Source organism: Pontivivens ytuae (assembly GCF_015679265.1).
Taxonomy (GTDB): domain Bacteria; phylum Pseudomonadota; class Alphaproteobacteria; order Rhodobacterales; family Rhodobacteraceae; genus Pontivivens; species Pontivivens ytuae.
This window is the reverse complement of sequence record NZ_CP064942.1, coordinates 790,837-813,369: the sequence shown is the minus strand read 5'-3', so window position 1 is coordinate 813,369 and position 22,533 is coordinate 790,837. Positions and strand designations below refer to the sequence as shown.

The window sequence follows — 22,533 nt, the reverse complement described above, 5'->3', positions numbered from 1 at the left end:
CGGTTGTGCGCCGGGGCGGGCCGGGCTAATTCCGAGCGATGAAGTCGGGATAGGTGAGCCTTGGGCGAGCGCGGACTGAAGATACTGGCCTGGACGGCGGCGCTCCTGTGCATCGCGCCCATGATCGCGGCGGCGCTCGCGGCGCTGACCGGGGATCTGACCACCTGGGGCATGCTCGCCGACACGGTGCTGCCGCGCTATGCAGGCACGACGCTGATCCTGACGGCGTCGGTTGCGGTCGGCACGGCGCTGATCGGGACCGGGGCGGCATGGCTGGTGACGCTCTACCGCTTTCCCGGCGTGCGGGTGCTGGAGATCGCGCTGGCGCTGCCGCTCGCCTTTCCGGCTTATGTGCTGGCCTACGCATACACCGATTTCCTCGATTATCCCGGCGTCGTGCAGACGGGCTTGCGGGATCTCTTCGGCTGGGGGCGGCGGGATTACTGGTTCCCGGAGGTGCGCTCGACCGGCGGGGCGGCGGCGATGCTCATCATCTGTCTCTACCCTTACGTCTACCTGCTGGCGCGGGCGGCGTTCCGGCAGCAATCCGCCTCGGCCTATCTGGCGGCGCGCACGCTGGGGCAGGGGCCGTGGCAGGCGTTCCGGCGGGTGAGCCTGCCGATGGCGCGGCCGGCCATCGCCGGAGGCGTGGCACTGACGGTGATGGAGACCATCGCGGATTACGGGACCGTCAGCTATTTCGGGGTGCAGACCTTCTCGACCGGCATCTACCAAGCGTGGTTCTCCATGGGCGACCGGGCGGCGGCGGCGCAACTGGCGCTGTGCCTGCTGGCCTTCGCGCTGTTGCTCGCGACCATTGAGCGGATCGAGCGCGGGCAGGCGCAGGCGCATATGCGGGGCAGTGCCGGGCGGCTCGCGGGGCTCGAGGCGGTGACGCTGACCGGGTGGAAGGGCGCGGTCGCCGCGGGCTTCTGCGCGCTACCGGTGGTGGTCGGTTTCGTGCTGCCGGTGATCCTGCTCGGCGAGATGGCCTGGGACAGCGGGCAGAGCCTCATGGACCGGCGCTACCGGGCCTTCATGTCGAACTCGCTGGTGCTGGCGAGTGCGGCGGCGGTGGTGACGGTGGGGGCCGCGGTGCTGGTCGCCTACGGCGCGCGGCTGGCGCCGGGGAGGTGGTCCAAGGCGATGCTGCTGCTCGCGGGCCTCGGCTACGCGGTGCCCGGCGGGGTGATCGCGGTGGGGCTGCTGGTGCCGTTCGCGCGGGTGGACAACGCGCTCGATGCCTTCATGGAGGCGCGGTTCGGGATCGATACGGGGCTGCTCTTCACCGGGTCGATCTGGCTGTTGGTCGTCGCCTACATGGCGCGGTTCATGGCGGCTGCACTTTCGGCGGTGGATGCGGGGCTCGGCACCGTGGCGCCGAACGTGGATGCCGTGGCGCGCACGCTGGGGCGCAATCCGCTACGGGTGCTGGGCGAGGTGCACCTGCCGATCCTGCGCGGGGCGGTGCTGACGGCGCTGTTGATCGTCTTCGTCGACGTGATGAAGGAGCTGCCGGCGACGCTGATCATGCGGCCCTTCAACTTCGACACGCTGGCAGTGCAGGCGCACCGGCTGGCCGCCGATGAGCGGTTGAACCAGGCGGCGCTGCCGTCGCTCGTGATCGTGGCGTTCGGGCTGCTGCCGGTGATCCTCGTCTGCCGCTCGATCGGGCGGCACGCGGTGATCCGGCCACGGATGCGGCCCGACGCGGCGCAGGCGCGCAAGGCGTGAGGACGGTCCGGGAGGGCTGGACGGCGAGCTACGCCGATCCCATCCGCCTGAGTGCGGGCGAGGCGGTCCGGCTGACCGGGCGCGAGGACATCTGGGACGGACACCGCTGGCTCTGGGCCGTGGCGCCGGACGGGCGGGAGGGCTGGGTGCCCGACACGCTGGTGGTGGAAGGACGAGCGGCCCGCGACTACTCAGCGCAGGAGCTCACCTGTGCCGCGGGCGACAGGCTCACAGTCATCGAGGAACTCCACGGCTGGGTCTGGTGTGACAACGGAAAAGGCAGCGCCGGCTGGGTGCCGCTGCGCTGCCTCTCTTGATCTCTCTCTTCGCGAAATATCCCCGCCGGAGGCTGTCCGGCGGAGATCGCGGGCGGGCCGGTTACTCCCAGCCCGTCTCGTTGTAGATCTGCTGGGCGAGCGGCACGTTGTCGGCCACCGCGGCGAGGTCCACGCTGTCGCCTTCGAAGGAGCCGAGCTCGGCGACGGAGGCGCTGACCGGCACGCCTTCGACCACCGGGAACTCGTCGTTGCCGTCGGCGAAGTAGCTCTGCGCCTGCTCGCTGGCGAGGTACTCGAGGAAGGCGATCGCGTTCTCGCGGTTCGGCGCGTGGGCCGCGACGCCGCCGGCGGAGATGTTCACGTGCGCGCCGTTCGAAGCCTGGTTGGGGTAAACCCAGGCGATGTTCTCGACGGAGTCGGAGAGGCCGTCGACCTCCTTCCGCAGGGCGCGGGCGAAGTAGTAGGAGTTCGACACCGCGATGTCGCACTCGCCCGAGACGAGGCCGCGGAGCTGGTCCGTGTCGCCGCCCTGCGGATCGCGGGCGAGGTTCTCCAGGAGGCCCGCGGCCCAGGTGCGCGCGGCTTCCTCGCCCTCGTTCTCGATGATCGCGGCGAGCAGGGTCTGGGAGTAGACGTTGGTCGCCGAGCGCATGCAGACCATGTCGTTATAGGCGGGATCGGCGAGGTCCATGTAGGTCTGCGGCGGGTTCTCCACCCGGTCGGCGACGTAGAAGAACATGCGCGCGCGCTGGGAGAAGCCGAACCAGTGGCCATCGTCATCCTGCAGCTCGGCGGGGATCGCGTCGGCCAGCACGTCGCTCTCGATCGGCTGGAGGACGCCCGCCTGCTCGGCCCGCGCGATGCGGGAGGCGTCGACGGTCAGCAGGATGTCGGCGGGCGAGTTCTCGCCCTCGGCCACCATGCGCTCAATCAGCTCGTCGGCATTGCCCTCGATGCGGTTGATGGTGATGCCGGTCGCTTCCTCGAAATCGGAATAGAGCCGCTCGTCCGTGTCGTAGTGGCGCGACGAATAGAGGTTGAGCTCCTGCGCGAAAGCGGGCGCGGCGACGGTCAGCGCCGTGGTGGCGAGGATGAGGGGACGCAGCATCGGGGGCTCCTTCTTTGGTGTCCGACTGATTTGCTCGGGCATAGAGATGCCATCCCGACTGTTTTCGTCAAGCACTAATTTCGACTGGTTTGCTCGGGAATGCGGAAAGCTGGCGTTAACCCTGCCCTGGCAGGGTCTTTGCATGAGACGAGAACGTGTGATTCCGGGGCCGGATGTCTGGCTCGCCCAGATCTTCGAGGCGCGCGCCGTTGCCCGCGGCGGGGTGGTCCGGCGGCAGCGGCGCGATATCGAGCGGCATGTCGGCTGGGAACGGCTGGTGGCGGAGGTGAAGCGGCGGGGCTTTCACCTGGTCAAGACCGGTGATCAGGTCCTGATCCTCTGCCATTCCGGGCATTTCCGCGTGATCTGCTGAGGGAAGGTTTTTCCGCTGAAAAACCTCCGGCAAAAATGTTCCGCGGACCATTTTTGGGCTAGATGTGGCGCCATGCCTGCCTTTCAGCTTCACGCCCTCACCGACCTCCACGACGCGCCCTTCGACGAGATCATCGACGTGCGCTCACCCTCCGAATTCGCCGAGGATCATCTGCCCGGCGCGATCAGTCTGCCCGTGCTCTCGGACGCCGAGCGGGCGCGGGTCGGCACGATCTACGTGCAGGAGAGTCGGCTGGAGGCGCGCAAGATCGGCGCCGCGCTGGTCGCCCGCAACGTCGCGGCGCATATCGACGCGCATTTTAGAGGAAAGCCCTCCGGCTATCGTCCGCTGATCTACTGCTGGCGGGGCGGGCAGCGCTCGGGCTCGATGGGGCTGATCCTCGGGCAGATCGGCTGGCGGGTGCAGACGCTCGATGGCGGCTATCGCAGCTACCGGCGGCTGGTGAACGAACAGCTCTATGGCGAGACGTTCCCGTGGCGGATCGTCGTGCTCGACGGCAACACGGGCTGTGCGAAGACGGACATCCTGAGGGCGATGGGACGACAGGCCGCGCAGGTGGTGGACCTGGAAGGGCTTGCGGCGCATCGCGGCTCCGTCTTCGGCGGGCATCCGGACCGACCGCAGCCCGCGCAGAAGGGGTTCGAGACGGCGCTGGCCGACGCCCTCTCCCACCTCGACACGGCGCGGCCGGTGGTGGTGGAGGGGGAATCGAGCAAGATCGGGCAGCTCCAGATCCCGCCCGCGCTCTGGACCGCGATGTGCGCAGCACCCCGGATCGAGCTGTCCGCGCCGCTGGAGGAGCGGGCGCGGTATCTCACGCGCGCCTATGCGGACATCGTCGCGGACGTCGCGCGACTGGAGGAGGTGCTGGACCGCCTCAAGGGCCTGCATGGAAAGGCGCAGCTTGAGGAATGGGCCGAGCTCGCGGTGGCCGGGGAGCATGCGGCGCTGGCCGCCAGCCTGATGGAGCGGCACTACGATCCGGCCTACCGCAAGCATCGCGCCCGGCATCCGGATCCGAGCGCGCGGCTCGCGCTCGACGATCTGTCGGAGGCGGGGATCGAGGCTGCCGCGACCCGGGTAATCGCGGCGTCAGGCGAGCTCGATCCGCACCGGGCCTGAGACGAGGCGCCCGATCTCCCAGGCCGGTTCGCCCTGATCGTGGAGCATGGCGAGGGCGTCGGAGCCTTCCGGCACCGCCGCCAGCATCCCGCCCGCGGTTTGCGGGTCGAAGAGGAGGTCGCGGTGCGGGCCGTCGGCGCCCGTCACCGCATCGCCGCGTGCGCTGTTATGGGCGAAGAGCGAGGAGCGGTGGCCCTTCGCGGACAGCGCCTCGGCGCCCGGCAGGAGCGGCACGTCGGTGAGCTCGGCGCCGAGATCCGCGCGGTCGAGGATGCCGAAGAGGTGTCCCGCCAGCCCGAACCCGGTGACGTCGGTCATCGCGTGGGCCTCGCCCGCCAGGATCGCGGCGGCGGCGGCCGGACTGCGCTGCATGGAGGCGAGGGCGGCCGTCACGTCCTCGCCGCGCGCCTGCCACTTCATGTGGGCGGCGAGCACGGTGCCGGTGCCAATCGGCTTGGTCAGGATCAGCCGGTCGCCCGGCTGCGCCCCCTCCAGCCCGATCGGCTGCTCCACGAGGCCGGTGACGGAGAAGCCGACCGTCAGCTCCGCCCCCAGCGAGGTGTGCCCGCCGACGAGATCGGCGCCTGCTTCCGCGAAGGTTGAGGCGGCGGCATCCAGGATCTCCCGCAGCATCTCGGCCTGCGGGCGCTCGGCCATGCGGGGCAGGATGAGCTGGCTGAGGGCCGCCTGCGGCCGCCCGCCCATCGCCCAGACATCGCCCATGGCGTGGAGCGCCGCGATGCGCGTCAGCGTCCACCAGTCGTCGACGAAGCCGCGGAAGTGGTCCGTAGTGAAGGTCTGGAAGCCGCCATTGTGGTGCAGCAGTGCGGCGTCATCTCCGGCGCCGCGGGCCACGTCGTTGCGCGCGGGGCGGGGCAGGGTGGCGAGCTGTTCGGCGAGATCGCCCGCGCCGACCTTCGCCCCACACCCACCGCAGAGCGGTTGGGCGGCCACAAGCGTCGCGACCCCCTTCGCCGCGTCGCTGGGAACATGGCTGTCGACCTCCATCTTCGGCAACTCTTCGAACTGGTCCATGAACTTGCGGTCGATCCGATCCTTCCAGCCCCAGAGCCAGTCGCCGGAGGGGGCGAGGCCGTGCCAATCGGCCACGGCGCTCTGCCGTCCGACGGAGACGAGCTTGAGGTAGTCGCCCTGCGGCGTGTACTCGCGCAGGCGCCCGGCGCCCAGGCTCGCGCGGATGTTGTCGTGGAGGAAGGGGGCTTGGCGCACGGCGTAGACGCCCGCCTTCTGCCGCGGGGCGTGGACCATGTGGGCGCAGTCCCCGGCGGCGAAGATGCTCTTGTCGTCGACGCTGCGCAGGTACTTGTCGACGCAGATGAAGCCGTCGCACTGCTCCAGGCCTATGTCGGCGATCCAGCCCTGCGGGTTGGCACCGGCGGCACTGACGATGAAGGTGGCGGGCACCGGGCCGCGCTTGGTGTCGACGCAGTCTGCGTGGACCTCGATCACCCGTGCGCCGTCGAGCACCGTGACCTCGGCCTCGGCGAGGGCGGCGTTGAGCTTCGCGCGGGCCTTGGGGCTGGCACCGGACAGCGCGTCGCGCTCCTCCAGGATGTGGATCTTCGGGGCGCGGTCGCGCAGGCGGTGGCGCATGGCGAGCGCGAGCTCGGCCCCCGCGATGCCGCAGCCGATCACCGCGATGCTGGGCGCGACCTCGCCGTTCTCGACGCGGGCGACATAGGCCTCCCACCGGTCGGCGAAGAGGCCGAGGGGCTTCGCGGGCACCGCATGTTCGGCGAAGCCCGGCAGGTCGGGCAGGATCGCGGTAATGCCCACGTTGATCGAGGCGACGTCGTAGGCGATCGGGGGGCGGCCGCTGACCTCGACGCGCTTGTTCGCCCGGTCGAGGCCGATGGCGCGGGCGGGCACGACGCGCGCGCCGGCGAAGCGGGCGAGGCGCACCATGTCGATCTCAAGCTCGTCGCGCGCATAGTGCCCGGCGACGAAGCCCGGCAGCATGCCGGTATAGGGCGCGGTCGGATCGGGGGTGATGACGGTGAGCCGCGCGCCGGGCAGCGGCTTCATCCCCCACTTGCGCAGGACGAGGGCATGGGCGTGGCCGCCGCCCACGAGTACGACGTCGCGCGTCACCGGATAGGTGGGTCGCATGGATCCTCCCGCTCTGCCTCGGTCCCTATCTAGGCATTCCGACAGCCCGCGACAGTCAAAACCCCGTTTTCGAGTTCGTGCAAATACTCAAGCCGCGACGCCCGGCCGCAGGTGTGCCTTCGAGTACTTGGGCGAAATCGAAGGCAAGGGGCCTCCGGGCCGGAGGCGCGGCCCGGCCCAACGCCGAGCCCGGCGCCCCGGGCCGGGACGAGGGGGCGGGAGCACCTTGGGGCCTATCAGGGGCGGCGGGTGAAGACGACGCCCTGGCTGTCGTGGAGCGTGAGCGGGCCGCTGATGTAGTCGCCGCCGATGGGGGGCGTGCGCAGGGCGACCTCCCACCCGAAGCCTTCGAGCCCGTCGATCGGCAGGCGCAGGGGGTCGAATTCGCCGGTCGGGCCGCCCTCCATATGGGCGATCATGTAGACCTGCTCGCCGTCCGGGCCGTGGCGCAGCGAGGTGAAGAGCACCGTGCCCTCCACCGGGCGGCGGTAGTCGAAGCGGTCGCGTTCGTTGAGGTTTTCGCGCAGCCACGGCCTTGCCCGGCGGAACTCTCGCAGTTCGTGATTGAACTTCGTTTGCGCCGGGGAGAGCTGCGCGTGGTGGCGGGCGACGTTGCAGTATTCGTGCATGTCGTCCATCCAGGCGCGTGCGATCTCCTTGAGCGTCGCCACGGTGACCGGGTGCGGGCCGTCGAGCGGCGGGTCCACCTCGTTGAGCAGTTTCGCGATAACGTTGAGGTCGTAATCGGTGACCTCGACGAGGGCGGGCAGGAACTCCATGAACCGCACCAGGCTCTCGCGATCCTCGAAGCCGAGAGCCTTCAGGCGCGGGAAGGACTGGGGCAGGGAGTAGGAATACTCGTCCACTTGCCATTTGAGGCTGATCGCCTCCTCCGACACGACTTTCACGCCGTAGCGGTCGTCCTGGTTGCGGATGAAGCCCCAGGAGGCGCGGGCGGAAGCGTTGAGGAAATCCATCGGCACACCCGGAAAGGCCGCGTAGGTCACTATCTGGATGGCCGGGTTGTCATAGGCCTTGTCCAGGATCTCCATCCGCGTGTTGCCGAGGCGGGTGTTGATGTTGAGCTTGGTGTCGACCTGCGTGCCGCGGCGCAGGGTGTCATGATTGGCGCAGCCCGAAATCCAGTTGGCGCCGTGGTTCAGGATCTCCCGGATCCGCCACCATTTCGACAGCCAGAAGCCGTAGAGGAAGGGCGTGTTGTGGGCGAAGGTGAGCGGGCCCCATTGGAAGACGTCGGGATCCGGCTGGTTCTCGATCACCGCGCGGTAGGTCGAGGAGAGCTCCCAGTCCTCCTGCGGCCAGGGGCGGCCGTCCTCGAAGACGAACCAGGGGCGGTAGCGAGTGCCCGCGACCTCCTGCACGATGTCGGACATCTGCTGGAGGTATTCGTCGTCGTGGCGCAGCGTCTCTGCCTCCGCATCCCACCACTTGAAGTCCTGCGCGCCGTCGACCCGCACGCCGTCCGCGCCGAAATTTACCTTGCGGCGCTGCATCTCCAGCATCAGGGCGCGCACGGTGGGGTGGCGGTAGTTCATGTTCTGCCCGTACATGTTCGGCCCGGCGAACCAGTAGGAGTTCAGCACCTCCGTCCCCTGGTTGTCGGAATGGCCGAAGACGACGTCGAGGATCAGCTTCTTGGGCCGCGGGAAGGTGTGGAGGGCGGCGGCGAAGTCCACCAGCTCGTCCGGGCGGCCCGATTCCAGGAGCACCGGGTTCACGGTGGACATGCCCGCGATCACCACGTCGTAGCCCCAGTTGGTGGTGTCGGGGCGCATGAGCTCCACCGTGGCAATGTCCTCGCCCGGCTCCTCCTGCCAGAAGGCAGGGCCGGCCTCGTAGACGGTGGTGGGCTCGACGGGGAGCAGTTGCACCGCGTCGTAACCGGCGAAGAGGCGTTCGGCGGGTTCCAGCTCCACCCCGCGGCGCACCCGCTCGGCGAGGCGTTCGTAGAGGGCGGTGAGGGCAGCCAGCGTACCGCCCGCGGTGGCCGTGGGGACGTGGATCTGCTGGATGCTGACGGGCGGGCCGAACTTGTGCGGGGCGTCGCCCGCGAACTGCCGCCAGTAGTCCGCATCGGCCCGGTCGGCGAAGAGGGCCTCGACGTCGTAGAACTCCGCGGGCGTGAAGGCGCCGAAGGGAAGCGACCACGCCATGGGGTCGAGGATGTGGTACCATTCGGCGTCGGCACCCCGATAGGCGAGACGGTAGAAGGAGCCGATCTGCTCCCGTGTACCGGCAGTCAGGCCATCGGCGGCAACGAGGCTGAAGGCGTCGACCCGCGCCATCGGCACGCGCTCGATATCGAAGGTGACGCTCTGCCGCGCGGTCTGCAGGTCGAGCGGCTCGCGCGGCGTCAGCACCTCCAGATAGACGTCGCCCTCGGGCACGCGGGCCTCCAGCAGTTCCGGCGTCCAGAAGATCGCCTCGCAGAGCCTCTCGTTGAGATGGGCGCCCATGCGGCGGGCCAGCACCTCCTGCCCGGCGAAACTCGTCTCCGCCCCGTCCAGCGTGTCGCGAACCCAGTCTGCAAGCGCGAGCGTGGCGGTTTCGTCACGGCGGATCATGTTTTTCCTCCCCGAATTGGTGCTGCCGCGCCACTTGGCGCGGCTTTCCGGGCCGTCAACCGCCATGGAGGGGCTGAAAAGCACCACCTTCTCAAACCGCTTCGATCTTCGCTGCGGCATGTGTCCGGGGGGCTCTTGCATCGCAGCAAAAAGCCCGCATATCGTGCCGCGGACTTCGATGCTGCGGGGCAATAGGCCTCCGCGGCCCCAGCGAAAGTGCTCCGACATGACCCAAGCGCAGCCCAGCCGCGTTGTCGCGGTGGCCTCCGACCTGCCGCAAGCCACGCCCAAGAGCTCCGACCCCGCGCGCCTGGCCCACGATATCGTGGACCGCCTGACCTACCGGATCGGCAAGGACGCGACCGTCGCCACGCCCGACGACTGGCTCACCGCCGTCATCCTCGTTGTCCGCGACCGCGTCGTGACCCGGTGGATGGAGTCGACGCGCGACACGTACCGGAAGGAAAGCAAGCGGGTCTACTACCTGTCGATGGAGTTCCTGATCGGCCGCCTCATGCGCGATGCCATGTCGAACATGGGCCTCGTGGAGGAGATGCAGGAGGCGCTGAGCGAGCTCGGCGTCGAGCTCGACCTGATCCGGGAGCTGGAGCCCGACGCGGCGCTGGGCAATGGTGGTCTCGGCCGTCTCGCCGCCTGTTTCATGGAATCGATGGCGAGCGTCGACATCCCCGCCTATGGCTACGGCATCCGCTACCAGAACGGCATGTTCCGACAGGAGCTGAGCGACGGCTGGCAGGTTGAACTGCCCGAGACCTGGCTCGAGCACGGCAACCCCTGGGAGTTCGAGCGGCGCGAGAGCGCGTACGAGATCGGCTTCGGCGGCGAGACCAAGTTCGACGGCAATAGCTGCACCTGGCGTCCGGCGGAGCGGTTCCATGCCGAGGCCTTCGACACGCCGATCGTCGGCTGGCAGGCCAAGCGCGTGAACACCCTGCGCCTGTGGCGGGCCGAGCCGATCGACCCGCTGAAGCTCGACGCCTTCAACGCGGGCGACCACATGGGCGCGCTGCGCGACAGCAACAAGGCGGAGGCGCTGAGCCGCGTGCTCTATCCCGCGGACGAGACGCCGGCGGGGCAGGAGCTGCGGCTGCGGCAGGAGTATTTCTTCTCGTCGGCCTCGCTGCAGGACATCCTGCGCCGGCACGTCCAGCAGTTCGGGCGGATCACCTCGCTGCCCGAGAAGGCCGCGATCCAGCTCAACGACACGCACCCGGCGGTGAGCGTGGCCGAGCTGATGCGCCTGCTGATCGATGAGCACGGCCTCGATTTCGACCTCGCCTGGGACATCACCAAGCGGACGGTGGCCTATACCAACCACACCCTGCTGCCCGAGGCGCTGGAGAGCTGGCCGGTGCCGCTCTTCGAACGGCTGCTGCCGCGGCACATGCAGCTCATCTACCAGATCAACGCGCGTGTGCTGAAGGAGGCGCGGGCCGCCGGAACCTTCGACGACGAGCAGATCGCGGCGATGAGCCTGATCGACGAGAACGGCGAGCGGCGGGTGCGCATGGGCAACCTCGCCTTCGTCGGTGCGCATTCGATCAACGGCGTCTCCGGCCTGCACACGGAGCTGATGAAGAAGACGGTCTTCCACGACCTGCACCAGCTCTACCCGCTGCGCATCAACAACAAGACCAACGGCGTGACGCCGCGCCGCTGGCTCGCGCAGGTGAACCCGGAGCTCTACGAGATGGCCCGCGACGTGGCGGGCGACGGCATCCTGTCGGACCTCGAGCAGATGAAGGCACTCGACGCGGTCGCCGACGACGTGAACGCGCAGCACCGCTTCGCCGCGATCAAGCGGGCGAACAAGGCGCGGCTGTCGGACCTCATCAAGTCGCGGGTGGGCCTGAGCGTCGATCCCGACATGATGTTCGATATTCAGATCAAGCGGATCCACGAGTACAAGCGCCAGCTCCTCAACATCGTGGAGACGGTCGCGCTCTACGATCAGATCCGCTCGCATCCCGAGCGCGACTGGGTGCCGCGGGTGAAGCTGATCGCGGGCAAGGCGGCGGCGAGCTATCACAACGCGAAGCTCATCATCAAGCTCGCCAACGACGTGGCGCGGGTCATCAACAACGACCCCGCGACGCGCGACGTGCTGCGCATCGCCTTCCTGCCGAACTATAACGTCAGCCTTGCCGAGGCGATGGTCCCGGCCGCGGACCTCTCCGAACAGATCTCCACCGCGGGGATGGAGGCGTCGGGCACCGGCAACATGAAGTTCGCGATCAACGGCGCGCTGACCATCGGCACGCTGGATGGTGCAAATGTCGAGATGCGCGAGCATGCGGGCCACGAGAACATCGTGATCTTCGGCCTGACCGCGGCCGAGGTCGCGGCGAAGCGGGCCGAGGGCTATGACCCCGAGGAGGTCATCGCCGCCTCGCCGGAGCTTGCCCAGGCGCTCACCGCGATCGAGAGCGGCGTGTTCTCGCCCGACGACCGGAACCGCTATCGCGATCTGATCGCGGGCGTGCGCCTGTCGGACTGGTTCATGGTCGCCGCCGATTTCGACGCTTATGCCGCGGCCCAGCGGGACGTGGATGCGCTCTGGCGCGACCGGGCGACCTGGCGCGCGATGGCGATCCGCAACTCGGCGCGCATGGGCTATTTCAGCTCCGACCGGACGATCCGGCAATACGCGCGGGAGATCTGGAACGTGCTGCCCTGACGGGCCGCCCCTTTCTTCTTGCCTGAAATATCCCCGCCGGAGGCGCCTGCGGCCGATGCCGGATGCCTCCGGCGGGGATACTGGACGAAGAGAGAATGCGGGTCTTTGATCCGCGCGAGCTCTGCTCTAGCTGGCCCCTCAACACGTTCGAGGGAGGAGCCGAATGGCCGTGCGCCAAGCCGAGAAGCCGTTGACCGAAGCCGGGGAGATCGCCGCGATCCTTGCGGGGACCCATCGTGATCCGTTTGGAGTGCTGGGCCTGCACCAGACCTCCGCCGGGTGGGTCGCGCGGGCCTTCGTCCCGGGGGCGGAGCGGGTTGCGGTCTCGACGATGGGTGGGCGCGATCTCGGGCGGCTGACGCGGCGCGATCCGCAGGGCTTCTTCGACGGCGAGGTGGACCTCAAGGACCGCGAGCCGGTGCGCCTGATCGCGATGAACGAGGAGGCGAGCTGGGAGGTCGTCGACCCCTATTCCTTCTCCTCGACGCTGGGCGAGACCGACGACTACCTGATGAACGAGGGCACGCATCGGCGGCTCTTCGACAAGATGGGCGCGCAGGTCGGCGAGCATGAGGGGGTCGCGGGCGTCAGCTTCGCAGTCTGGGCGCCGAATGCGCGGCGCGTCTCGGTCGTCGGTCCGTTTAACGCATGGGACGGCCGGCGGCATGCAATGCGGCTGCGGCTCTCGACGGGCATCTGGGAGATCTTCGTCCCCGGCCTCGGCCCCGGCGAGGCCTACAAATACGAGATCATCGGGCCGGACGGGCAGCTGTTGCCGCTGAAGGCCGATCCCTTCGCCTTCGCCGCCGAGATGCGGCCGGCGACCGCGAGCGTCACCCACCGTTTCGGCGGGCACGACTGGAAGGATGACGGTCACATCGCCCACTGGAAGGGCGTCGACAAGCGGCGCACCCCGGTCTCGATCTACGAGGTGCATGCGGGGAGCTGGCAGCGGCGGGACGATGGCTCCTTCCTGAGCTGGGATGAGATGGGCGACCGGCTGATCCCCTATGCGGTGGAGATGGGCTTTACCCATCTCGAATTCCTGCCCGTCACCGAGCATCCTTACGATCCGAGCTGGGGCTACCAGACCACGGGGCTCTACGCGCCCTCGGCCCGCTTCGGCGATCCCGACGGCTTCGCGCGGTTCATGGAGGGCGCGCATGGCGCGGGGCTCGGCGTGATCCTCGACTGGGTGCCCGCGCATTTCCCGACCGACGCGCACGGGCTCGGCCGCTTCGACGGCACGGCGCTCTACGAGCATGCGGACCCGCGGCAGGGCTATCACCCGGACTGGAACACGCTGATCTATAATTTCGGGCGGCGCGAGGTGGAGAACTACCTCATCAACAACGCGCTCTTCTGGGCGGAGAAGTACCATATCGACGGGCTGCGCGTTGATGCGGTCGCCTCGATGCTCTACCTCGACTACAGCCGCGAGGAGGGGCAGTGGATCCCCAATGACGAGGGCGGCAACGAGAACAAGGAGGCGATCGCCTTCCTGCGCCGCATGAACGAGGCTGTCTACGCAGCACACCCCAACATCATGACGATCGCGGAGGAATCGACCGCATTCCCGGGCGTGAGTCAGCCGACCGATGCCGGGGGTCTCGGCTTCGGGTTCAAGTGGAACATGGGCTGGATGCACGACACGCTGCAGTACATGTCGAAGGACCCCATCTACCGGAAGCATCACCACGGCGAGATGATGTTCACCTTTCACTACGCGATGTCGGAGAACTTCGTCCTGCCGCTCAGCCACGATGAGGTGGTGCACGGCAAGGGCTCGCTGATCGCCAAGATGCCCGGCGACAACTGGCAGCGGCATGCGAACCTGCGCGCGTATTACGGGCTGATGTGGGGTTATCCGGGCAAGAAGCTGCTCTTCATGGGTCAGGAGTTCGCGCAGGAGGAGGAGTGGACGGAGAGCCGCTCCCTCGACTGGCACCTGATGGACGATCCGCTAAAGCGCGGGGTGAAGGACCTCGTGCGCGACCTCAACGCCGCCTACAAGCGCCTGCCCGCGCTGCACGGCCGCGACAACGAGGGCGACGGGCTGGAGGTCGTGCTGGGCGACGATGCGGAGAATTCGGTCTTCGCGTGGCTGCGCCACGCGCCCGGCGGGAACCCGGTGCTGGTGGTCAGCCACATGACGCCCGCGGTGCGGGAGAAATACCGCGTGCCGCTGCCGGACCGGCTGATGGGGCGGTGGGCTGAGGTGCTGAACACCGACGCGCCCACTTACGGCGGCTCCGGCGTCGGCAATATGGGCGGGGCCGAGGCGGCGGACGGTGGTCTGACCATCACCTTGCCCCCGCTCGCGACGCTGTTTTTCGAGTTCGAGGGGTAAGGGGACTTCGCATGGCCGTTCTGGAGACCCTCGTTCCGATCCTGCTCGCCTTCTTCATCGTCGCGGCCTCGCCGGGGCCGGCGAACATCGCGACGGCGACGATCGCCATGCGCTTCGGCCGCCGCAGGGCGCTGGTCTTCGGGGCGGGGCTCTCGGTCGGGCTCGCCTTCTGGGGCGTGATCGCGGCGAGCGGGCTCGGGGCGGTACTGCAGGGCTCGGCCCAGGTGCTTTTCGTGCTGAAGATCCTCGGCGGGCTCTATCTGCTGTGGCTCGCCTTTCAGTCGGGACGCGCGGCGCTGAAACCCGGCGAGGCAATGCCCGCCCGCACGGCGGAGGGCCGGTGGTTCGTGCGCGGCCTGATGCTGAACCTGTCGAACCCGAAGGCGGTCTTTGCCTGGCTCACGGTGCTCTCGATGGGGCTGGAGGCCGGTGACGGACGCGGGCTGCTGATTCTCGCGACCCTGGTCTGCGTGGCGCTGGGTTTCGTGAACTATGCGGCGCACGCGCTGACCTTCTCGCTGCCCGGGTTCATGGCCGGTTATCGGCGGTGCCAGCGGTGGATCGACGGGGCGGTGGCGGGGCTGTTCTCGCTCGCCGGGTTCGGACTGATCCGCTCGGCCTTCCAGCGTGGGCCGGCGGCCTAGCCGTTATCCTCGATCTCGAAGCGGCGGATCTCACGGATGTTCTCGAAGCGGGTGTTGCGGACGGCGTCGCGGATGATGGCCTCGGCCCGCTCGAAGTTCTTGACCTCGAAGCCGAAATTCACCTCACCCTTGCCGATCTCGGCCCCCAGCCACTCGGCCTGACCCTCGGCGGTCAGTGCCGCCTCGATCAGGTCGAGCGCGTCGTTGCGGAAGGCAAGCGCATCGGGAATGGAGGGATTGTCCGGATTTATACCCGGAATGGTTGAAATATCGTAGTATATTTCAATCGACTTAATAATCACCGAAAGGCCCTGCGATACAACTTGAAGCATCTGTACTCCTAAAAAGAAAATCCGGCGGAATTAAGGTGTTACGCTCAATCAAAGCTTGTTTTTCAGGCGGCTCGCTCTCCTTCCAAGTTTTCCCGCGCGTTTTCGGCCAAGCGCGCTACCCTGTTCGGAAAGCAGGGGCCGCACGCCAGAGACGGCCTCGCCGATGGGAGGAAGAAGATGACACGACAGGGACCGCTCAGCCGGGATGCCATGGCCTATGTCCTCGCAGGGGGGCGGGGGTCTCGACTTAAGGAGCTTACCGATATTCGCGCAAAACCCGCCGTGTATTTTGGTGGCAAGACGCGCATCATCGACTTTGCCCTGTCGAATGCTTTGAATTCGGGGATCCGGCGCATCGGTGTCGCCACCCAATACAAGGCGCATTCGCTGATCCGGCATCTACAGCGGGGCTGGGGCTTCTTCCGCTCGGAGCGCAACGAGACCTTCGACATCCTGCCGGCCTCCCAGCGCACGTCGGACAACTGGTACGAGGGCACGGCGGACGCCGTCTTCCAGAACATCGACATCATCGAGGATTACGCGCCGCAGTTCATGGTGATCCTCGCGGGCGACCACATCTACAAGATGGACTACGAGATCATGCTGCAGCAGCACGTGAACTCGGGCGCGGACGTGACCGTGGGCTGCCTCGAAGTGCCCCGGATGGAGGCCACGGGCTTCGGCGTGATGCATGTGGACGAGACCGACCGCATCACCGATTTCGTGGAGAAGCCTGCCGATCCGCCCGGCATTCCGGGGCAGGAGGACATGGCGCTCGCCTCTATGGGCATCTACGTCTTCAACACCGCCTTCCTGATGGACGAGTTGCGGCGCGATGCGGCGACGGACGGGTCCAAGCGCGACTTCGGCGGCGACATCATTCCCTACGTCGTCAAGAACGGGCACGCGCAGGCGCACCGCTTCAGCAGCTCCTGCGTGAAGTCGGCGGGGGAGAACAACGCCTACTGGAAGGACGTGGGCACGGTCGACGCCTACTGGCAGGCGAATGTGGACCTGACGACCACGGTGCCGGAGCTCGACCTCTACGACCGCGACTGGCCGGTCTGGACCTATGCCGAGACGCTGCCCCCCGCGAAATTCGTCCACAACGAGGAGGGGCGGCGCGGCTACGCGGTGCAGTCGCTGGTGGCCGGTGACTGCATCATCTCGGGCACGGAGATGTCGAACTCGCTGTGCTTCACCGGGGTGCGGACGAACTCCTACTCCCGGCTCGACCAGGCGGTGATCCTGCCGCGCTGCGTGATCGGGCGGCACGCGCGGCTGTCCAAGGTGGTGCTGGACCGCGGCGTGCAGATCCCCGAGGGGATGGTGGTGGGCGAGGACGCGGAGGACGACGCCCGCCGCTTCCGCCGCACGGACAGCGGCGTGACGCTGATCACCAAGGCCATGATCGACGCGCTGGACGCATGAGGGGGGCGGTGCGTTTGTTTGGGGGCCGCCGCGGATTGTGTCGAGGGTGGTCCAAGGCGCAACCGTCCCGGCCGCAGAGCCGGGACCGCTCGCGGCTGTTGCTCCGGTTGGCCACGAAAGGTGGCTCATCGTTGAGACGGCTTGGGCCTGCACAAGCCGGCCCCGGATCAGGTCCGGGGCGGTGGCGCGAGATAGCGGAGGCGACGCGATGAAGGTCCTCTCCGTCGCCTCCGAGATCTTCCCGTTGGTCAAGACCGGCGGTCTCGCCGATGTGGCGGGGGCGCTTCCGGGCGCGCTCGCCGGGCAGGGCGTGGAGATGCGCAGCCTCGTGCCCGGCTACCCCAAGATCATGGCCGCACTGCAGGACGCCACCGAGGTCGCGCCCTTCGAGGGCGGGCGCATTCTCACGGGGCAGGCCACGGGGCTGGAGCTCTACGTGGTTGACCGGCCCGACCTCTACGATCGCGACGGCGGGCCCTATACCAACCTCACCGGGCAGGACTGGCCCGACAACTGGGCGCGCTTCGCGGCGCTCGCGCGGGCGGCGGAGGCGTTGACGCGCCTCGGCGACTGGTGCCCCGATCTGGTGCATGCCCATGACTGGCAAGCGGGGCTGGTGCCGGTCTACCTGAAGGCGCGGGAGACCGGCGTGCCCTCCGTCCTCACCATCCACAACATCGCCTTTCAGGGGCAGTTCGGGGCCGAGATCTTCGGCGCGCTCGACCTGCCCGGCAGCGTTTTCGCCATGGAGGGCGTGGAGTACTACGGCGATGTCGGCTTCCTGAAGGGCGGGCTGGCGATGGCCGATGCGATCACCACCGTCAGCCCCACCTACGCGCAGGAGATCCGGGATCCGCGTTTCGGCATGGGGCTCGAAGGGCTGATCGCGGCGCGGGGTGAGGCGGTGCATGGCATCGTGAACGGGATCGACACGGGCGTGTGGGATCCGGCGACGGACACGCATCTGGCGGCGACCTACGCGGCGCGGACGCTGAGCCGGCGCAAGCAGAACGCGGCGGCGCTGGAGGCGCGCTTCGGGCTGGAGCCCGGCGGACCGCTCTTCGCTGTGGTCTCACGGCTGACCTGGCAGAAGGGGCTCGACCTGCTGGCGGCTTCGGTGGAGCATCTGGTCGGGCTTGGCGGACGGCTCGCCGTGCTCGGCTCCGGCGAGGGCGGGCTGGAGACGGCGTTTCAGGAGGCCGCGGCCCGTCATCCTGGGCGCGTCGGCTGTGTGATCGGCTATGACGAGGCGCTGAGCCATCTGGTGCAGGGCGGTGCGGACGCGATCCTCGTCCCCTCCCGCTTCGAGCCCTGCGGGCTGACCCAACTCTACGCGCTGCGCTACGGATGCGTGCCGGTGGTGGCGCGGACCGGAGGCCTCGCCGATACGGTAGTGGACGCGAACGGAGCAGCGCTGCGGGCCGGCGTGGCGACGGGGATCGTGCATGCGCCGGACGATGCGGATGCGCTGCGGGCGGCGCTGGGACGGGCGGTGGCGCTTTTCGGGACACCGGGTTGGGCGAAGTTGCAGCGCAACGGGATGAGGGCGGATGTGAGCTGGGATGCGTCGGCGGCGGAGTATGCGGCGCTGTATAGGTCGTTGGGCGGAGTTCATTCGTAGCGTCGGTTCGGAAAGGTGTCGTCCTCGGGCTTGACCCGAGCATCTCCGCGGGCAGGAGATGCTCTGGTCGAGCCAGAGCATGACGGCGCTCCAAAGCACCCTTCCGCCCGGCTGGTAAGCCGGGCTGCGCCCGACCGGGGCTCCGCCCGTGATCCGGCGAAACTGTCCACTGGACAGTTTCCTGGAAGCCGGATCACCCTCCCCCCGCAGGGCGCGTTGGCGATGTGGTTCATCGAATGAGCGACATGGACGCTTGAGGGCGCGGACCTATCAATCCCGTCGCGCAAGCGCCCTCCAGATCGGGCGCGGCCCTCGTCGCTTTGTAGGCATTCACCGCTACCCATTCGGAGCTCGTCGCGCTAACTAGCGGCCAAACCGCTTTGAGGGCTTCCGCATGATTCCGCCGCACGCCCCCGGTGCCGTCCCCGACGCCACCGGTACCCGCTTCACGGTCTGGTCCGAGGCGGCCACTGTCGTTTCTGTTGTGCTGACAGACCGCGAAGTCCCGCTCGACCGCCATGACGATGGCTGGTGGAGTGCGCACGTGCCCGGCATCGGCGAGAGTGCGCCCTATGCCCTGCGCGCCGAGGGGCCGTGGGCGCCGGAGGCGGGCCACCGCTTCGACGCAACGAAGCTGCTGGCGGATCCCTACGCGCGGGAGTTCGACCGGCCCTGGCGCTACGATCCGGCGCTCGGGGAAAGGGGCGAGGACACCTCGTCCCTCGTCCCCCGCGCCATCGTCCGCCCGCGCCATGGCGGCCCGGCGCCGGAGCCGGTGCTGCAACCGGGCGGCGTGGTCTACGAGGCCAGTGTCCGGAGCCTGACCATGCGCCACCCGGAGATCCCGGCGCATCTGCGCGGCACCGTCGCGGCGCTGGCGCATCCGGCGATCATCGACCACATGCAAAGCCTGCACGTGAACGCCATCGAGCTGATGCCCGTCACCGCCTGGATCGACGAGCGGCACCTGCCGCCCTTGGGGCTGACCAACGCCTGGGGCTACAACCCCGTGACCTTCATGGCGCCGGATTGCCGCCTTTGCCCCGGCGGGCTGCCCGAGTTGCGGGAGACGGTGGCGACCCTGCGCGACGCCGGGATCGGCACGTTGCTCGACGTCGTCTTCAACCATACGGGCGAGAGCGACACGGACGGGCCGACCGTCAGCTTCCGCGGCCTTGCGAATACGGCCTACTACCGGCATGCCGATGGCGGGCTTGTCAATGACACCGGCTGCGGCAACACGGTCGCCTGCGACCACCCGGTGATGCGGCAGATGATCCTCGACACCCTGCGCCTCTTCCGGCGGGAGGTCGGCGTGGACGGGTTCCGCTTCGACCTCGGCCCCGTGCTGGGGCGCACGGCGGAGGGCTTTGACCCGCAGGCGGAGACGCTGCGCGCGATGCGCGAGGATCCGGAGATCGGTTCGGGCGTCCTCATCATGGAGCCGTGGGATATCGGGCCGGGCGGCTATCAGCTCGGGCAGTTTGGCGAGCCGTTCCTCGAATGGAATGACCGCGCCCGCGACGACATCCGGCGGTTCTGGAAGGGGGAGGGGAGCCTGGGCGACGTGGCGACGCGTCTTGCCGGATCCTCGGACCTCTTCGACGGGGAGCACTCGCGCAGCGTGGATTTCGTTGCGGCGCATGACGGGTTCACGCTCTGGGACCTCGTGAGCCACGAGCACAAGCACAACGCCATCAACGGTGAGCAGAACCGCGACGGTCACAACGGCAACCACTCCTGGAACAACGGGGTGGAGGGACCGACGGAGGACGCCGGGGTGGACGCGGCGCGGCGGCGGGATGTCACCGCATTGCTCGGCACGCTCTTCGCCGCGCGAGGCACGGTGATGATCACCGCGGGTGACGAGATGGGGCGCAGCCAGCAGGGCAACAACAACGCCTATGCGCAGGACAACCATATCACCTGGGTGGACTGGGAGGGCGCCGACCCGGAGATCCTCGCCGCCGCCCGCGCCTATGCCGGGGCCCGCGCCGCGGCACCGCAACTCGGCGATCCGGCCTTCCTGACCGAGGAGACCGTGGCTTGGTGCCACCCCGACGGCAGTGAGATCGCCGACTGGCACGGCCTGCGCGCCCTGCAAAAGCGGCTGCCCGGCGTGGTCGTCGCCATCAACGGAACCGATGAGACGCGGCCCTTCGCGCGACCGCCCGGCCGCTGGCGCTCCGTCCGCGGGTGGGAGGATCTGCCGCCGCGCAGCGTGGACTACTGGCTGGAGGCCGAGACATGAGCAATCCCGACTGGTGGCGTGGGGCCACCATTTACCAGGTCTATCCACGCTCCTATCAGGACACGGATGCCGACGGGATCGGCGATCTGAAGGGGATCACCCGGCGGCTCGACCACATCGCCTCGCTCGGCGTGGACGCGATCTGGATCAGCCCGTTCATGGCCTCGCCGATGAAGGATTTCGGCTACGATGTCAGCGACTACCGCGACGTGGACCCGATGTTCGGCACGCTTGCGGATTTCGACGAACTGATCGCGGAGGCGCACAAGCGGAACCTGAAGGTCACCATCGACATGGTGATGGCTCATTGCTCCGACCAGCATGCGTGGTTCCGCGAAAGCCGCCAATCCCGCGACAACCCCAAGGCCGACTGGTTCGTCTGGGCGGAGGCACAGGAGGACGGTTCCGCCCCCACCAACTGGCTCTCCGTCTTCGGGGGGCCGTGCTGGGAGTGGGATAGCGTGCGGCGGCAGTACTACATGCACAACTTCCTCAAGGAGCAGCCGCAGCTCAACTATCATAACCCGGAGGTGCAGGAGGCGATGCTGGGCGAGATCCGGTTCTGGCTGGATCGCGGTGTGGACGGCTTCCGCTTCGACGCCTGCAACTACCACTTCCACGACACGGAACTGCGGAACAACCCGCCGGCGGAGCGGTCGTCCGGGTCCAGCTTCATCGAGGCGTCGAACCCCTATTCCTTCCAGGACCATCTCTACGACAAGTCGCGGCCGGAGAACTTGGCGTTCCTGCGCCGCGTTCGCGCGCTGCTCGACGAATATGACGACCGGACGAGCGTGGGCGAGGTGGGCGACGAGCATCGCAGCTACGATACCGTGGCCGCCTACACGCGGGGCACCGAGCGACTGCACATGGCCTACACGTTCGATCTGCTGGCGGACCAGTTCTCGGCGGAGTTCATTCGCGGGACGATCGAGCGGATCGAGGACAAGGTGCGCGAGGGCTGGGTCTGCCACTCCTTTTCCAACCATGATGTGACGCGGCACGTGACCCGTTGGGCCGAGCCCGGGGATGATCGGGAGCGGCTGGCGAAGTTCTGCATCTCGCTGCTGACGGCCCTGCGTGGCTCGATCTGTCTTTATCAGGGCGAGGAACTGGCGCTGCCGGAGGCGGATGTGGCCTACGAGGACCTGACGGACCCCTACGGCATCCGATTCTGGCCCGGCTTCAAGGGGCGGGACGGCTGCCGTACGCCGATGGTGTGGGAGTCGGAGGCACGGTTCGGCGGGTTCTCGGAGACGAATGCGGAGAAACCGTGGTTGCCGGTGCCTGATGAGCATCTGCCGCTCGCCGTGGATCGGCAGCAACCGGGCGGTGTCCTCGACCATTACCGCGCCGCCATTGCGCTGCGGCAGGGCAGCGAGGTGCTGCTGAAGGGGGAGATCGCGTTCCACGATTTCGGAGATGATATCCTCGCCTTCGAGCGTAGCCACGACAGCGCACGGATGCTCTGCCTCTTCAACTTCGACCGGCGGGCGCGCCGAGTGGAGGCTGCCGGCAACCCGCGCAGGGTTCCGACGGCGACGGAGCAGGTGGCGACGCGGGATGGCGGCGAGCTGGTCCTGCCGCCGCTCGGCTTCGCGCTGATGGATCTGGAGGGCTGACGCGGGCGGTCCCGGATCACGTCCGGGACGGTTGCTCCCACCGCCCCGGCCCTGCGCCGGGGCCGTTCGCCCCTCTTGAGCGGTCCGGTCCCGGGTCGAGCCCCGGGACGGTAGCTGTCTCGCCAAGACGTCTGAAACTTTCGCAACCTGAGGGTCCGAGCGGGCGGAGGTCCATCTACGTGACTGAAGCAGATCGTCTTTTTCCGGCAGCGCACTAGGCTGATCGGAATGAG

At 68.2% G+C, this 22,533-nt stretch carries 15 protein-coding genes; 11 read left to right on the top strand and 4 right to left on the bottom strand.

Annotated features, from left to right (window positions below; translation table 11 throughout):
* Positions 1–60: 60 nt before the first annotated feature.
* Both I0K15_RS03765 and I0K15_RS03760 read left to right on the top strand, forming a co-directional pair.
* Positions 61–1,734: an ABC transporter permease gene (locus tag I0K15_RS03765; protein WP_422394003.1), complete on the top strand. Its 1,674-nt coding sequence runs from the start codon at positions 61–63 to the stop codon at positions 1,732–1,734.
* Entirely contained in the window at positions 1,731–2,051 is a 321-nt protein-coding gene (locus tag I0K15_RS03760; RefSeq protein ID WP_196104097.1) for an SH3 domain-containing protein, read from the top strand. Before I0K15_RS03765 ends, I0K15_RS03760 begins: the two co-directional genes overlap by 4 nt.
* A 61-nt stretch (positions 2,052–2,112) precedes the next feature.
* Here I0K15_RS03760 and I0K15_RS03755 read toward each other — a convergent pair whose 3' ends face one another.
* Positions 2,113–3,120 (bottom strand): extracellular solute-binding protein, encoded by a 1,008-nt coding sequence (locus I0K15_RS03755; protein ID WP_196104096.1) that lies wholly within the window; start codon positions 3,118–3,120, stop codon positions 2,113–2,115.
* Between the two features lie 142 nt (positions 3,121–3,262).
* Between I0K15_RS03755 and I0K15_RS03750 the strand changes: the two genes are divergently transcribed.
* Both I0K15_RS03750 and mnmH read left to right on the top strand, forming a co-directional pair.
* Positions 3,263–3,493, top strand: coding sequence for an N-(5'-phosphoribosyl)anthranilate isomerase (locus I0K15_RS03750; protein ID WP_196104095.1), 231 nt, complete (start codon positions 3,263–3,265; stop codon positions 3,491–3,493).
* A 72-nt stretch (positions 3,494–3,565) separates the two neighbouring features.
* Positions 3,566–4,636, top strand: a complete 1,071-nt coding sequence (gene mnmH, locus I0K15_RS03745) for a tRNA 2-selenouridine(34) synthase MnmH (protein WP_196104094.1) — start codon at positions 3,566–3,568, stop codon at positions 4,634–4,636.
* Here the strand turns inward: mnmH and selD are convergent.
* Complete coding sequence (gene selD, locus I0K15_RS03740; RefSeq protein ID WP_196104093.1) at positions 4,607–6,766, bottom strand: selenide, water dikinase SelD; 2,160 nt, start codon at positions 6,764–6,766, stop codon at positions 4,607–4,609. The genes mnmH and selD overlap by 30 nt on opposite strands.
* A gap of 236 nt (positions 6,767–7,002) precedes the next feature.
* Positions 7,003–9,351 (bottom strand): glucosylglycerol hydrolase, encoded by a 2,349-nt coding sequence (gene gghA / locus I0K15_RS03735; protein ID WP_196104092.1) that lies wholly within the window; start codon positions 9,349–9,351, stop codon positions 7,003–7,005.
* Positions 9,352–9,577: 226 nt separating this feature from the next.
* Here gghA and I0K15_RS03730 point away from each other — a divergent pair, with 226 nt between their 5' ends.
* From I0K15_RS03730 to I0K15_RS03720, 3 genes are all read left to right on the top strand, one after another.
* The gene (locus I0K15_RS03730; protein WP_196104091.1) at positions 9,578–12,049 is read left to right on the top strand and encodes a glycogen/starch/alpha-glucan phosphorylase; all 2,472 of its coding nucleotides are present in this window, start codon (positions 9,578–9,580) and stop codon (positions 12,047–12,049) included.
* 163 nt (positions 12,050–12,212) lie between these two features.
* On the top strand, positions 12,213–14,399 hold the full coding sequence (gene glgB / locus I0K15_RS03725; RefSeq protein WP_196104090.1) for a 1,4-alpha-glucan branching protein GlgB: 2,187 nt from the start codon (positions 12,213–12,215) through the stop codon (positions 14,397–14,399).
* 11 nt (positions 14,400–14,410) lie between these two features.
* Positions 14,411–15,043 (top strand): LysE family translocator, encoded by a 633-nt coding sequence (locus I0K15_RS03720; RefSeq protein WP_196104089.1) that lies wholly within the window; start codon positions 14,411–14,413, stop codon positions 15,041–15,043.
* On the opposite strand, the gene I0K15_RS03715 is transcribed toward I0K15_RS03720, so the two are convergent.
* Positions 15,040–15,375: a hypothetical protein gene (locus I0K15_RS03715; protein WP_196104088.1), complete on the bottom strand. Its 336-nt coding sequence runs from the start codon at positions 15,373–15,375 to the stop codon at positions 15,040–15,042. The genes I0K15_RS03720 and I0K15_RS03715 overlap by 4 nt on opposite strands.
* A 177-nt stretch (positions 15,376–15,552) precedes the next feature.
* Between I0K15_RS03715 and glgC the strand changes: the two genes are divergently transcribed.
* From glgC to I0K15_RS03695, 4 genes are all read left to right on the top strand, one after another.
* A complete protein-coding gene (gene glgC / locus I0K15_RS03710; RefSeq protein ID WP_196104087.1) occupies positions 15,553–16,806 on the top strand; it encodes a glucose-1-phosphate adenylyltransferase in 1,254 nt (417 codons plus the stop codon).
* A gap of 208 nt (positions 16,807–17,014) precedes the next feature.
* Positions 17,015–18,427, top strand: coding sequence for a glycogen synthase GlgA (glgA, locus tag I0K15_RS03705; RefSeq protein ID WP_196104086.1), 1,413 nt, complete (start codon positions 17,015–17,017; stop codon positions 18,425–18,427).
* Positions 18,428–18,821: 394 nt separating this feature from the next.
* Positions 18,822–20,678: a glycogen debranching protein GlgX gene (gene glgX, locus I0K15_RS03700; protein ID WP_196104085.1), complete on the top strand. Its 1,857-nt coding sequence runs from the start codon at positions 18,822–18,824 to the stop codon at positions 20,676–20,678.
* The gene (locus I0K15_RS03695; RefSeq protein ID WP_196104084.1) at positions 20,675–22,300 is read left to right on the top strand and encodes an alpha-glucosidase; all 1,626 of its coding nucleotides are present in this window, start codon (positions 20,675–20,677) and stop codon (positions 22,298–22,300) included. The genes glgX and I0K15_RS03695 overlap by 4 nt, the downstream gene beginning before the upstream one ends.
* The last annotated feature ends 233 nt before the right edge of the window (positions 22,301–22,533 follow it).